The 14,330-nt window shown below is 38.8% G+C and carries 11 protein-coding genes and 1 other RNA gene; 5 read left to right on the top strand and 7 right to left on the bottom strand.

Going from position 1 to position 14,330, the window contains the following annotated elements; all coding sequences use genetic code 11:
- Positions 1-33 precede the first annotated feature (33 nt).
- Positions 34-1,413, bottom strand: coding sequence for a S8/S53 family peptidase (locus GYM62_RS05210; RefSeq protein WP_219958606.1), 1,380 nt, complete (start codon positions 1,411-1,413; stop codon positions 34-36).
- An 86-nt stretch (positions 1,414-1,499) separates the two neighbouring features.
- A complete protein-coding gene (locus GYM62_RS05205; RefSeq protein WP_219958605.1) occupies positions 1,500-2,384 on the bottom strand; it encodes a PPK2 family polyphosphate kinase in 885 nt (294 codons plus the stop codon).
- Between the two features lie 95 nt (positions 2,385-2,479).
- Between GYM62_RS05205 and GYM62_RS05200 the strand changes: the two genes are divergently transcribed.
- Together GYM62_RS05200 and GYM62_RS05195 are read left to right on the top strand one after the other, a co-directional pair.
- Complete coding sequence (locus GYM62_RS05200; protein WP_219958604.1) at positions 2,480-3,625, top strand: acyltransferase family protein; 1,146 nt, start codon at positions 2,480-2,482, stop codon at positions 3,623-3,625.
- Between the two features lie 37 nt (positions 3,626-3,662).
- Positions 3,663-4,196, top strand: a complete 534-nt coding sequence (locus GYM62_RS05195; RefSeq protein ID WP_370627659.1) for a DUF5655 domain-containing protein — start codon at positions 3,663-3,665, stop codon at positions 4,194-4,196.
- 5 nt (positions 4,197-4,201) lie between these two features.
- Here GYM62_RS05195 and GYM62_RS05190 read toward each other — a convergent pair whose 3' ends face one another.
- The 3 genes from GYM62_RS05190 to GYM62_RS05180 form a co-directional block, all read right to left on the bottom strand.
- A complete protein-coding gene (locus GYM62_RS05190; RefSeq protein WP_219958602.1) occupies positions 4,202-4,765 on the bottom strand; it encodes a DUF3109 family protein in 564 nt (187 codons plus the stop codon).
- Between the two features lie 46 nt (positions 4,766-4,811).
- Positions 4,812-5,288: a DUF4442 domain-containing protein gene (locus GYM62_RS05185; RefSeq protein ID WP_219958601.1), complete on the bottom strand. Its 477-nt coding sequence runs from the start codon at positions 5,286-5,288 to the stop codon at positions 4,812-4,814.
- 155 nt (positions 5,289-5,443) lie between these two features.
- Positions 5,444-7,873, bottom strand: coding sequence for a TonB-dependent receptor (locus GYM62_RS05180; protein WP_219958600.1), 2,430 nt, complete (start codon positions 7,871-7,873; stop codon positions 5,444-5,446).
- A 151-nt stretch (positions 7,874-8,024) separates the two neighbouring features.
- Here GYM62_RS05180 and rnpB point away from each other — a divergent pair.
- Both rnpB and GYM62_RS05170 read left to right on the top strand, forming a co-directional pair.
- Positions 8,025-8,422: RNase P RNA component class A (gene rnpB / locus GYM62_RS05175), an RNA gene on the top strand.
- Positions 8,423-8,438: 16 nt separating this feature from the next.
- A complete protein-coding gene (locus tag GYM62_RS05170) occupies positions 8,439-9,596 on the top strand; it encodes a sigma-54 dependent transcriptional regulator (RefSeq protein ID WP_144604772.1) in 1,158 nt (385 codons plus the stop codon).
- A gap of 280 nt (positions 9,597-9,876) precedes the next feature.
- On the opposite strand, the gene GYM62_RS05165 is transcribed toward GYM62_RS05170, so the two are convergent.
- Positions 9,877-10,872: an acyl transferase gene (locus tag GYM62_RS05165; RefSeq protein WP_219958599.1), complete on the bottom strand. Its 996-nt coding sequence runs from the start codon at positions 10,870-10,872 to the stop codon at positions 9,877-9,879.
- Between the two features lie 66 nt (positions 10,873-10,938).
- Here GYM62_RS05165 and GYM62_RS05160 point away from each other — a divergent pair, with 66 nt between their 5' ends.
- Positions 10,939-11,616 carry a hypothetical protein gene (locus GYM62_RS05160; protein ID WP_144604768.1) on the top strand — a complete coding sequence of 226 codons (678 nt, stop codon included), beginning with the start codon at positions 10,939-10,941 and terminating at the stop codon, positions 11,614-11,616.
- A 53-nt stretch (positions 11,617-11,669) separates the two neighbouring features.
- Here GYM62_RS05160 and GYM62_RS05155 read toward each other — a convergent pair whose 3' ends face one another.
- Positions 11,670-14,084: a thiamine pyrophosphate-dependent enzyme gene (locus GYM62_RS05155; protein ID WP_219958598.1), complete on the bottom strand. Its 2,415-nt coding sequence runs from the start codon at positions 14,082-14,084 to the stop codon at positions 11,670-11,672.
- Positions 14,085-14,330 lie beyond the last annotated feature (246 nt).

Genomic DNA, 14,330 nt, shown 5'->3' with positions numbered 1-14,330 from the left:
ACTTTATTTCAGATAAATAGGCTTCCCAACTTCCTATTGAAGCTTTCCGACGATATAAACAGGATCTCCTTCGCCTGAAGCTGCCCCTCTTTGAACAGTTTTCCAAGTCACCGGATTAGGGTTCCCATAAAGGATTCCAGAAAGAATAGCTGCTGAAAATGATGTCCCTGACACCACGGTATACTGAGGGGTTGATTTAGATACAATATGCCCCGTCGTAAAAATATATTCGCCTGGTTCTAGGTAATCGATTATACTATCAGTATCGTTAATTTCGTAATTCGAGAAGAAAGAAAACAAAGCATTATTCGAGTCATCAATCTCTACTGACCCAACAGTAAAAGTTCTCGCTGTATTCCCCCCTGTTCCTTCATAATTAATACAACCTGGGAAATTGGTACTAGATGCCATACCTTCATTACCAGCTGACATGACCACATGGATGCCATTATTGACAAGAGCCTCGATTTTATCTTTGATTTTACCAGAACTGCAAAGATCCGGACCAGGATTTTTTTGCTTAAAACCTAAACTTAAATTGACAATATCACCCTTAGCACCATTTAGCAATACATACTCAAGCGCGTTTTTTACCCGGTTTTCGGTTGACTTACCTTTATTATCAAAAACCTTCAAAGAAACCATTTTGGCTTTTGGATAGACTCCATTCATATGATATTCAATAGAACCGGGTGATGCTGATGAGGCTCCTATGATTCCTGCGATAGCTGTTCCGTGACCATCTGAGTCAACAAAGGGATCATTGGCATTCATAGCAAAAGACTTACTTAAATCAATTTCAGCCTGATCAAACACAATATCAGGATGCTTAGTGTCTACTCCAGTATCAACAATCCATACTCTCTTTGAAACGCTTGGAAAACTCGTAGCTCCACCCCTAATCAACTGTATAAATTTACTGGTCTGATTTACATCGTCGTAGCGAAGTTGCTCCTGCATCATGGGTCTTCTTCCTTGAGGAAAGACATCCGCCTGCATCATAGGTCTTCTTCCTTGAAGCTCGATATCGGCTTTGGTTTGATATTTAGAAGGATTAGAATCGACATAAGATTGAATGAGTTGTGCCTCTTGATTGGTCAACCCATCCATCAATACACTAATTTCCTTATCTAAAACACTAATGTTTTGATCTTGGATTTTTCTAGGAAATTTAAATACATTTTTAAGATGATTATTTACCCTATTTTTTAAATTATTAATATTCGCCTCACAAGCTTTAGGGTTGGGACAATCATCCGAACCTAATTTGAAAGGTTTAAATTGACTTTTATCCAATAAAACCAATTCAAAAGGATCAGAAAGTTCTGAGGTAAGATTAGAATCTTTTGAGTCTTTTTCACAGGAACAAGCTCCTAATAAAAACAACATCAGAAAAAAAGCGGAATATCTCATAGCATTAAAGAAGTATATTTATTTAAAAATCAAGCATTTAAATTAAATCAAAAGTCTTGAATTCAAAAATTAATTTGAAGAAACCATTACCCCGATTCTTTAGAAAGCATCACTCGGTACTCCCCTAATTTAGCTTTTACCTCCTCTTCTAATTCAGGTTCTTTGATTCCCTCCAGTTCATTCATTTTTTCTTGGATCACTTTTGCAACCAGCAATCTTGCCGCCTCCTTATTATCAGCAGGAATGACATACCAAGGGGCATGAGGTAAGGAAGTTTTATTTATAGCCTCCTCATAACATTCTTGGTATTTTTCCCACAAAGCTCTTTCCTTCAAGTCACCGGGGGAAAACTTCCAGTTATGCTTTTCATTTTCCAGTCTTCTCAAAAGTCTTTGCCTTTGTTCCTCTTTGCTCAGATGAAGAAAGAACTTCAAAACGACGACTCCATTTTCAGCGATATGCTGTTCGAAATTTCTTATTTGTTCAAATCTTTTTTCCCAAAACTCAGGTGTTATGTCTTCCACTGATTCGACTCCAGGAATATTTTCTCCCATGATATAATAAGGATGCACCCTAGTCACTAAGACATTTTCATAATGCGTTCTATTAAACACCGCGTACTTCCCCCTTTCCGGCAAGGCCAAGTAATGTCTCCATAAATAATCATGCTTCAGTTCCTTGCTGGTGGGAACCTTGAAGCTATGGACTACTACTCCCCGGGGATTAAATTCCTGAAACACTTCCCGAATCAAACTATCCTTTCCTGCAGTATCCATTCCTTGCAAACAAATCAATACTCCATATTTACCATGGGCATACATAGTGTCTTGATGCTTACTCAAATCTTCCCGTACATCATTTAATTCATCCTTGAGTTTCTTCTCAGAAAGACCCAAATCCATATAAGTTGACCTTTCGGATAATTTTACTGGCTCATTTACCTCCAATTTTTTAATATCGAATTGCTTCATATAAGTGCTAATCATTTTGTTAAAAGTGACCCAAACAAGATAATATTTTATATTCACCCTTTCAGTAAAAATTCAAAAAAAGACCCTCACCCAAAATGACTCAAATACCTATTCAATCCGGTTTAAGTAATCGGTACCTAGCCTTGGATGTTTTGAGAGGCATGACCATTGCATTTATGATCATTGTCAACACACCTGGCAGCTGGTCTAATCTTTATGGTCCATTAGCCCACGCGGATTGGCATGGCTTCACGCCCACTGATTTGGTTTTCCCAACGTTTCTATTCGTAGTAGGCAACGCGATGAGTTTTGCCATGAAAAAGCTAAATGACATGCCTTCTTCCCAGTTTTTCAAAAAAGTGGGAAAAAGAACCTTATTGATCTTTATAATCGGTTGGCTATTGAATGCATTTCCATTCTTTGATTACAACGAATCAGGAGCAATAGAATTTATTTCACTTTCCGAAGTCCGCTTTTTCGGGGTTTTACAGAGAATAGCTCTGGCCTATTTCTTTGCAGCCCTGATCCTCTACTGGGGAGGACCCAAGATTGCCTGGATTTTTTCAGGAATAGCTTTACTCTCCTACTGGCTAATTCTATACTTCTTTGGAGATGCAGCTGCACCCTATAGCCTAGAAGGCAATGCAGCTTTAAAATTAGATCTAGTATTAATAGGTTCTGATCGAATGTATATGGGAGAGGGAATCCCTTTTGACCCTGAAGGAATCTTAAGCACTCTTACTTCTATTGTCAATGTCTTAGCAGGATATATCGCTGGAAAGTTTATCCAAAGCAAAGGGAATCTTCCTTCAACTGTCAGAACTCTTTTGATTTCAGGGGTGATATTAATTGCTGGAGCTTACATTTGGAATTTGGGATTCCCTATCAATAAAAAAATATGGACCAGTTCCTATGTACTATTAACTGTAGGTTGGGACTTGATAATTCTTGGAGCTCTTATTTATTTGATAGAAGTAAAGAACCAGCAATCCTGGACTTATTTCTTTCAGGTTTTCGGCAGAAACCCCTTAATACTATATGTTTTATCTGGAATTGTCATCTCTATTTTCTATATGATTCCGGTGGGAGAAAGTACTTTCAAAGGATTTCTCTATGATAATTTCTACACCTCCTGGCTCGGACCAAAAAACGCTTCTTTCCTTTTTGCCATCAGCTACATGCTCCTCATCTGGCTGATAGGATTATGGATGGATAAAAAGAAGGTTTATATTAAAGTATAAACCAAAGCCCGGACATATGGATGATGCAGCCAAAACTATGATTGAAAACCTCCAGAAAAACACAGGAAAAAGTCTGGAGGAATGGATTGAAATTGTCAAAAAACAAAAATTAGAAAAGCACGGAGAAATACTCAAGTTTTTGAAAGGAGAACATGGCTTCACCCATGGATTTGCGAATCTAATTGCCCATAAAACACTCAAATCCGATGCAGGCTCTGCTGATGATCTTGATACTCTTGTACAGGAACAATATAAAGGAAAAGAGCATTTCCTTGCCCTGTATGAGAGTATTAAAAAGGAAATTGAGAGTTTCGGAAACGATATCGAGTTTGCTCCAAAAAAGGCCTATGTGAGTGTAAGGCGGAAAAAGCAGTTTGCGATGATCATTCCTGCAACAAAAAGTCGAATGGAAATCGGATTGAATTTAAAAGGTCAGGAACCCGAGGGAATACTGGAAATCGACAGCAAAACAAATGGGATGTGCAGTCATAAAATCAATTTGACTAGACCAGACGATTGGAATGATGAGGTGAAAGGCTGGCTATTGAAAGCTTATCAGGGGGCTGGATAAAAAAATCAGCCTTCTATTTCCTGAATTAATTCCTCGTACCAGTCCTCTCCATACTTTCTTACCAAGGCATCTTTAAGAAAACGGTAAAGTGGAACTTGAAGGCTTTTTCCAAGCTGGCAGGCAGGGTCACAAATATGCCATCTATCATAATTAAGCGCATCAAACTGATCGTATTTTGTAACCCTGATAGGATACATATGACAGGAAATAGGCTTTTTGAAATCAACTTTGCCATCTAAATAAGCCTGCTCTATCCCGCATTTTAAGACACCCTTTTCGTCATAAAGGGCATAAGCACATTCTCTATTGTCGCCAATAGTTGGAGTGCCTTTATCTCCGTCTTTGTCAATCACCCATACGCCCTGTTTTTCAATGGCTGCTCGTCCTTCTTCAGTGATATAATCTTTGACTATGGGGTAGATTTTTTCTAAGATCTCGGTTTCCTCATCCTCTAAAGGTGCTCCTGCATCTCCTTCCACACAACATGCTCCTTTGCAGGCTTCTAAATCGCATACAAAAAAATTCTCCTTGATGTCGTCAGACAAAACCGCATTTCCAACCAGTATCATAGACTTTTATTTTGAACAAAGGTACATATCCTATTCAATTGCCAACTCAGTTTCGGAAATCAAAGTTCTTCTTTCTTACATAAACACCTTTTACCAAACTGGCCACCAGCTCACCACTTTTGGATCTAACTTCGCAAGGAAACTCAAAGACTCCTTTTCCTTTTTGATCTACTTCTTCTTTAATCCTTTGAATCTCTGATTGACTCAGCTGAAACTCAGCGAAAACAAGTCCTTTACCTGGGCTTTTAAAATCAATAAAAGCCGTTTTATCCCAAACTATGTACTCTCTTCCCAAATTGATCATCAAAATAAACATGAAAAATGGATCGCACATGGCATATAAGGACCCGCCAAAAGCTGTTCCGACCAAATTCCTATTCCACCAAGTCAATTTCAACTGAGTTTTGAAATAGGTGAACTCCTCATTATAATCCACCACTTTTATCCCTGAAAATAAATAGGGAGGATACCAATTGATCTTTCTGATCAGTTTTTCAAATTTTGATTTCTTGTCTGAGTTCATTGCGAAAAGATAAATAAAAGGGGCAAAAAAAGAACCGCTCCTATCGGAGCGGCTCAACCCAGCACTATGAAGAAAAGCTATTTTTAGCCTTTGGAAATAAGAACATTACCTAGAGCAAAAGGTTTTCAGAAGTTTTAAAATTTTTAATTTTTTTTTCAAAATTTAAAATTGACCCCTGCTGTCACAAATCTTGGAAGTCCAACTCGTATCCCCTGTGGTCTTCTAGTGGAAATGTATCGCTCGTCTGTTAAGTTTTTAACAGATAGATTAAATCCCAAATTCCTTGCCTTCAATTCATACCCTAAAACTGCATCCAAAGTAAAAAATGATGGGATCAAGCCTGTCCTTCCATTTGCAGATGGTTCTATGGAATTGATTTCGTCTCCAAATTGGTCTCCTACAAAATTATAAGTCAATCTTGCAGAAAATCCACCTTCAGATTCCAAAGATAGAGATGAGTTGAAAATCCACTCTGGTGCATAAGGTGTGCTATTCCCTTTAATATTCACATCACCTATAAATCTATCCTCAGAGAAATATGCATCAATGTAAGTAGCCTGTAAATCATAATCTATAGCCCACTTTTTCAATCCCATTGCTTTTGCAATATCAAAAACAAATGAGGTCTCAATACCTTGGTGACGAGTAGCACCTGCATTGACTACTCCAAATCCTAGACCACCAGCTGATTCAGCTACAGGTATAATCTGATTCGAGAAATCCATGAGGAACGCAGTAGCTTCGAAATAAATCCAATTATTTATTTCTGATCGGAGACCCGCCTCATAGTTCCAGCTTCTTTCCGCCTCCAAGTCCAGAGCATCTCCGGTAGAAGTGATAGCATCTTTGGTTCTTGGAGGTGCAAAACCTTTGTGAATTCCACCAAATAACGTTACCGCACTTGTAGGTTTCACGGTAAACCCTATTCCCGGAATTACTTCACTCACTGAATTATCGGCAATAATCAAAGTGTCCCTTACCCCTACTCCTGAAAAATTTCTTCTGAAAATATTTCTCTCATAATTGAAGTTTTCAAATCTGAGACCTCCATGTAAGGTAATTCTTTCACTTACTTCAGTTTCATTTTGAAAATATGCACTAAAAGCCTTTCCATTTCTTAATTCATCCTCAATGAGATTGCCACTTTTCACTCCTGCTTTAGTACCATTCACGCGCTGTTCTTTCGCACTCTCCACTAAATATCTAACTCCTGCTTTTAGCTCATTTTTTTGTCCAAAGAGCTCATGATTCAACTCAATTCTAGGTTCGATCCCGGCAACTTCAAACTGTCTGTTTCTCTGTCCAGTCCCATCTCTCATAAATATTGCGCCTCCGGGAATAGACCTATCACCCCAAACTACCCCAGTCCAATCTGAAGGAGGAGTATTGGAAGAATTGATAGAGAAATCTTGTCTATTCCAGTTTCTGGTAGTGGTATATCCGTAAGCAATGGTTCTTAATTTGAAGTTTGGGTTAAATCTATAAACATGGCTAAAGCTCAAACTTAATCTCGAAACATCCAGTCTATCATCCGGAGCAAGCCTTGTAAAATCCTGCCCACCTTGATCAAACATCACCTGATTCAATCCTATATAAGTTGAGTTTGATCTTTCATCATAAATACCAAATTTGGCTCCTAACTCGCTCTTTTCATTTAATTTAAAAAGAAACTTGGTATTAAAATCTGTAATTCCAAATTGGGTAGGACCTACATTATCTGCTGATTTTCTAAGAAGATTTACTTGCAGACCTGTATTACCAAAGGTATTTCCATAATTAACCAAGCCTGAGAAAAAGCTCCCTTGACCTCCTTGTATTTGTACCGACCCTTGTTCTGTCTCAGGAGCATTAGGTGTGATATAATTCACTACGCCTCCAATGGTCTGAGGGCCGTACAAAATCTGTCCTGAACCCTTCAAAATCTCCACTCCTGCCATTCTATCAATCGCTGGACTATAATACATTTCCGGTTCCCCATAAGGTGCCAAAGCGACAGGAACACCATCCTCGAGCATCAATACATTTCGGCTTCTATCCGGATTGAGTCCCCTAATCCCAATATTGACACGCATACCCAACCCTTCTTCGTCCACCACATTCAATCCTGATACCCTTCGGAATACTTCATTTCCTGAAACAGGCATCAAAGATTTGATATCCTCTTTATTCAGATAGTTTACTGCACCCGGAACTTGGCTAAAAATCCTATCCTTGTTGGCAATTATTGAGAATTCAGGCATTTCCACACCTATTTCCAATACTACCAAGCCCAAATCCAAGACTCCATTGGCATCTACCTCTACTACTTGAGATTTGGTCTTATATCCTACTGCTGATATTTGTACCTCATAAACCCCCTTCTCTAAATCAAAAAGCTGGAATTTACCTTTCGCGTCCGTAAGGGCACCTTTTACCGTTCCCTTTACATAGACATTTGCATAAGAAACAGGGTTTTGCTCTGTATCATATACAACTCCTTTTACAGAAAGCTCATTTTCTTTGGACTCAGAAGCTATAACGATATTTTCTAATGAAAAAGATAAGAAGCCCAAAAGAACAACACAGTAAATCTGATATAATCTCATTATTATTTATTTGGATTAATTTTAAATTAAAACAAAAGTAGAGCCTGTTTATAATTAATCCAAATAATATTTTAATCTTTTTTTCGGCTTATTTAGACAGTCTTTAAAAATCTTATAGAATCCTTTTGAAGATTTTTAGCGTTCTTTATTCCGTGCAAGTCGGCTTGTCGCCGTTCCGATTCTATCGGAAAGGAGGAAAGTCCGGGCAACACAGAGCGCCATACTTCCTAACGGGAAGGGTATTCATCAGAAAAGGTGGATATACAGAAAGTGCCACAGAAAATATACCGCCCCGATAGCTATAGGGGTAAGGGTGAAAAGGTAGAGTAAGAGCCTACCGGTTGGATGGTGACATTCAGCGCATGGCAAACCTTATGGGTTGAAAGATCAAATAGGCCTCGGGCAAAGAGCTGCTCGTTCGATTCCTTTCGGGGATTCCGGGGTGGGTAGATCGATAGATCCTGACTGCGAAGTCAGGACTAGATAAATGACAGGCTTCTTCTGATTTTTCAGAAGAAACAGAACCCGGCTTACAGACTTGCACTTTTTCTCTTAAATTAGCCTTATGTCAAAAATACTGATCATTGATGACGAAAAAGTCATCAGAGCCACCCTCAGGGAAATCCTGGAATACGAAAAATTTGAGGTGAGTGAGGCCAAAGATGGTGAAGAAGGCCTGGCCAAATTGAAGGAAGAGGACTTCGATCTGGTTCTCTGTGATGTAAAAATGCCCAAAATGGACGGAATAGAAGTTCTGGACCAAGCTAAGGCTTTGGAAAAATCACCTCAGTTTATCATGATTTCTGCACATGGGAGTATTGAAACTGCCGTAGAAGCCACCAAAAAAGGCGCCTTTGATTTTATCCCAAAACCACCCGATCTCAATCGCCTGCTTCTTACAGTAAGGAATGCATTGGATAAAAAAAATCTGGTGACTGAAACCAAAGTCCTAAAAAAGAAACTTTCCAAGAAGTTTGATATGGTAGGTGAATCCAAGCCTATCTTATTGGTCAAAGAAACTATTGAAAAAGTAGCTCCTACAGATGCCAGGGTATTAATCACAGGCCCTAATGGAACAGGTAAAGAATTGGTTGCTCACTGGATTCATCAAAAAAGTAACAGAGTATCCAATCCTTTTGTGGCAGTCAATTGCGCAGCTATTCCTTCTGAATTAATAGAATCAGAACTATTTGGACATGAGAAAGGTGCTTTTACCTCTGCCCATAAGCAAAGAGCCGGGAAATTTGAGCAAGCCCAAGGAGGCACGCTATTTCTGGATGAAATTGGAGACATGTCTCTTTCAGCACAATCTAAAGTACTTCGAGCTCTTCAGGAGAATCTGATCAATCGCGTTGGTAGTGATAAGGATATCAAAGTAGATGTGAGGGTACTAGCAGCTACAAATAAGGACCTTAAAAAGGAAATTGAAGAAGGAAGATTCAGAGAAGATTTATATCACCGACTTAGTGTAATTCTGATTCAGGTTCCTGCCTTGAAAGACAGAAAAGATGATATACCCTTGTTGATAGACAAGTTTTTAGACGATATAGCTCAGGAAAGCGGAGATGCTAAAAAAGGGATTACCAAAGATGCTTTGGCAAAACTTCAGGAATTTCCTTGGACAGGCAATATCAGGGAACTACGAAATGTCGTGGAACGTCTGGTAATTTTGGGGGAACCCACTATTAGCCTGGAGGATATTAAAAAATATGCTGACTACTAAGAGTCAGCATTTTTTTTAAACGTTAGCTTTCTGCCCAACTTCTGCTTTTGCATAGGCAGGACAAGGCTTACTGGAAGCACATGCACCTAGTGCTAAAATTCCGATCAATAATGCGATAGTGGCTAATTTTTTCATGTGTATTTAATTATTTCTTTTCTTGGTCGACTTCAACTTCCTGACGAATTAAAATCGTCTCTAACTCCAATGTGCTTGAGACTCTTTTGATATTGATCAAGAATATAAGCTATTCAAATATGTTTAATAAATTTTAAGTAAGCAATTACTGAACCAACAAGTTACATCCGCGAATCTCAGAATTGTCAAATCTCCCCAAGACTTCTAAATACCCTTTCTCATCTATCCTGCCCAGATCCTGAGTTTCTATAAAAGAACAGGAATGGAAATTAGCCAAATCAATCACATTGATTCCGCCTTGAGAACGATTAGTCCATTCCAAAGGATCATTGACATCTCTTAACATAACGCGCAAACTGAGAGGTAAGGTATATTTTCCATCCCCTTTTGAATAAGCCTGAGACATCAACTCGGTCATTCCATACTCAGAATGGATTTTATCAACATGAAAAGATTCTTTTAAAATCTGGTGAACTTCCTCCCGAATCATTTCTTTTCTCCTCCCCTTCATCCCTCCTGTCTCCATGACAATTAAATTTTCAGCATTAGGAAATAATTCTTTTTTTTCTGCCAAATCCAAAAGCGCGAATGTCACACCCAATAACAGCACCTTTTTTGAATCCTTAGAGAGGAGCTTCAATTTTTGCAAAAGCTCATCATGGTTGTATAAGTAAAAACCAGAATGCTCCGAGCCCGACTTTTCGATAAAATGAGAAGCCATAGACACCAAACTACTCCCTTTTCTCTCTAAATATGCGGGTAATAAAGCCAATACGTGAAAATCTGACAGACTACCATATACCTCTTCAAAAGTTTTTTGCGCTTGTTGTAAATACCAGTCCTCAGACCAGAAATAATGTTTGCTGGTAATCATTCCTGTGGTACCGGAACTTGAGAAGAAACCTTTGAATTTATCCAAAGGCCCCGATACAATTGGAAAGTCTTTAAAAAAGCGAATTGGTAAAAAAGGTATTTGCCCTAAAGCATTGATTTTTTTAGGATCAATTTTCCTTGCCTTCAGATAAGCACTATAAATGGAATTGTGTTTTGCCTGAAACTCAAAAATCTCCAAAGCTAGATTTTCAAAGTTTTCAGACTTTAAATTCTCTACCTTCTCAGAAAAACTTTTAAAATCCTGCATCGTTTTATAATTTGCATCAACCCAATCGGATCCTAATTGGTTCTGTTTGTAAATTTAATCCGCCTTATGCGTTTAAAAAGTTATTTCAGCTTATTCTTTCTTGTCCTTTTTGTGGGAGCATGCGTGAATCCACCGGATAATTTTCCAACAGTCCCTTCCATTACCTTCGAGTCACTGGAGTACGTACCTACTGCCGGACCGGATTCTTTGATTGTTGGGATAGATTTTCAAGATGCAGAAGGAGATTTAGGTTTATCTGCAACAGATATCAATCCTCCATTCAATGCCTTTGATTTTCAGAGGGATGCTGCAGGAAACTTAATTACATACAGCAATAGACCTCCTTCAGCACCGACATACAATCCAATTGATTATGTAATCAACCCCATTGTCAATAATCAAACTGTCAATGATACTATTTGGGTGAGACAGAACCCCAATCAGTACAACATTTTTGTGAAGTTCTTCATCAAAAGAAATGGGAGATTTACCGAATTTAGATGGCAAGACCCTCCATTCTTCACCACTTTCAATGGAAGATTTCCAAGAATATTAACTTCAGAAGAAGGGCAGGCAGTAGAAGGAAATATCAAGTATGCCATGCTTTCCTCAGGTTGGGAAGCTATCTTCCGAAATGACACTATCAGAATTGACGTTCAAATTCAGGATAGGCAATTGAATCGAAGTAATGAAGTATCCAGCCCGGAATTAACACTCAGGCAGATAACTAGAAATACACCCTAAAGCAAAAAGGGCGGTGAATGATCACCGCCCTTTCTATTTTTATGCTAATCAAATTACAGCGCAGGGAAGGTTTTAGGATTTACCTCATGCATCATGCTGTAAACCTTCTCCACCACGTCTTCAATACTTGGTTTGGAGAAATAATCTCCATCTGATGAATAAGCAGGTCTATGCGCTTTAGCCGGTAATGTCTGAGGGTCAGAGTCCAAATATCTAAACACTTTTTGACCTTCTATCACTTGCTGCAGCATAAATGCTGAAGCTCCTCCAGGAACATCTTCATCAGCAAAGATTACTCTATTCGTTTTCTTCACAGACTCCCCTATAATGCCATGCACATCAAATGGCAATAAAGTCTGTACATCTATGACTTCTACTTCAATTCCTATTTCAGACAATTCCTGAGCAGCATCCATTACGATTCTGCACATGGAACCGTAAGTCACGATTGTTAAGTCTGTACCTTCTCTTAATATTTCTGGTTTACCCAAAGGAACTGTGAATTCTCCAATATTTTCAGGGAGCCTCTCTTTCAGTCTATAGCCATTAAGACATTCTACTACAATAGCCGGTTCATCAGACTTGAGCAAAGTATTGTACATACCAGCAGCCTGAGTCATATCTCTCGGTACGCAGACCACCATTCCTCGCAAGGTAGAAAGAATCATACCCATAGGAGATCCGGCATGCCATACTCCTTCCAGTCTGTGACCACGGGTTCTCACGATTAAAGGAGCCTTCTGACCACCTTTGGTTCTGTATTGGAGAGACGCCAAATCATCAGATAACATTTGAAGTCCATAAAGCAGGTAATCCAAATATTGAATTTCAGCAATAGGCCTCAAGCCTCTCAAAGCAGCCCCAATTCCCTGACCTATAATGGTACATTCACGAATACTGGTATCACTGACTCTCCACTCTCCGTGTTTTGCCTGAAGACCGGCAAAAGCCTGGTTAACATCACCGATTTTCCCTACATCCTCTCCAAATGCGAAGAATCGAGGGTCATTTTCTAGTTTATTGTCAAAAAATGCCTGCAAAACTTCACGTCCATCCACAACAGCAGACTTTTCATTGAATTCAGCAGGAACTTCATCAATTTTCAATACAGACCATTCAGACTGAGAATAAAGATGGCTGCTATAGCGATCGTGGTTTAATTCGTTTTGCTTTTCGTACCAAGCCTTCAATTCATTCTTTCCAGAATTAGAATCGAATCTTAAAAGCAGTAAAGCTTTTCTAACTGTTGAAACCACATCTTTCCGAATGGGATTGATTGTTTTTTTCAGTTCATCGGCCAACTGATCCAACACCACTTTCCGGGTGCTGTCTTTAGCTGCTGATTTAATCAGGGCAACTGCCTCGTTTAGTTCTTTTTTGATTTCACCGCTGAAATCAGACCAAGCCGCTTCTTTCTCTTTTTTAACATGAGCTTTTGCCTCTGCTTCTATTTTATCCAAAGCATCAGCAGTAGCCAATTCATTTTCAAGGATATACTCTCTAAACTTTTTAATGCAGTCCCAGTCTTTTTCCCAGTCCAGTCTTTCTTTGGACTTATATCGCTCATGTGAACCAGAAGTACTGTGCCCCTGAGGCTGAGTCATTTCTTCCACATGAATTAAAACGGGAACATGCTCTGTCCTTGCTAATTCTCCAGCTTCTTGAAATGCCTGAAGCAATGCCTCATAATTCCAGCCCTTTACTTTGATGATTTCGAAACCAGGTTTTTCCTCAGTTCTTTGGAAACCAGCTAAAGCCTCTGAAATACTTCCTTTGGTGGTATGAAATTCTTTTGGAACCGAGATTCCATATTCATCATCCCAAATAGAGATCACCATCGGCACTTGTAAGACTCCAGCTGCATTGATAGATTCAAAAAACATTCCTTCTGAAGTAGAAGCATTACCGATAGTACCCCAAGCAACCTCGTTACCATTGACCGAGAATTGCTTTAGTTTCTTCATGCCTTTATTGACTCTGAAAAGCTTTGAAGCATAAGCCAAGCCCAAAAGTTTGGGCATCTGAGCAGCTGTTGGAGAGATATCAGCTGCCGAATTATTCATTTTAGTCAAATCCTTCCAAGAACCGTCCTCATTTAAAGAGCGGGTTGCAAAGTGACCATTCATTAATCTACCTGCACTTGCCGGCTCCTCCTGTACGTTAGTGTAAGCATAAAGCTGAGCAAAATATTGCTTAACATTTAACTCACCCAAAGCCATCATAAAAGTCTGATCACGGTAATAACCTGATCTAAAATCTCCTAATTGAAAAGCCCTTGCCATTGCAATTTGAGCAAGCTCTTTTCCATCACCAAAAATACCAAACTTCGCTTTTCCCATGAACACCTCTTTTCTTCCCATCAGGGAAGCGTGTCTGCTAATCATCGCTATTCTAAAATCTTCCAAAATAGCTGAAGGCTCCGGGACAAAGGAAGGCTTACTTTTTTTTATCTTTTGTAATTCTGACATAGACTTGTTTAATCTAAAGTTATTTGGGTTTGGGTGCGCACAGTTCTAGTGCAGATCAAAAATAGCCAAATCATTTTTTTTTACAAATTTAAGCTGAACTTATTTTCAGTTTAAAATTTGGTATTTTGGTTAAATATTAGCCCAGAAACAAATTTTATTCTGTCAATACCATCAACACTGATCAAATATTCGATTTCTAAGAGTTTAGATTATTTTGCAAATCAGGTTTTTATCCATACTATATTC

It is taken from the genome of Algoriphagus sp. NBT04N3 (assembly GCF_019443765.1).
Taxonomy (GTDB): domain Bacteria; phylum Bacteroidota; class Bacteroidia; order Cytophagales; family Cyclobacteriaceae; genus Algoriphagus; species Algoriphagus ornithinivorans.
Note: the sequence above shows the minus strand (reverse complement) of the source record. Positions and strands in the feature narration are given on the sequence as shown.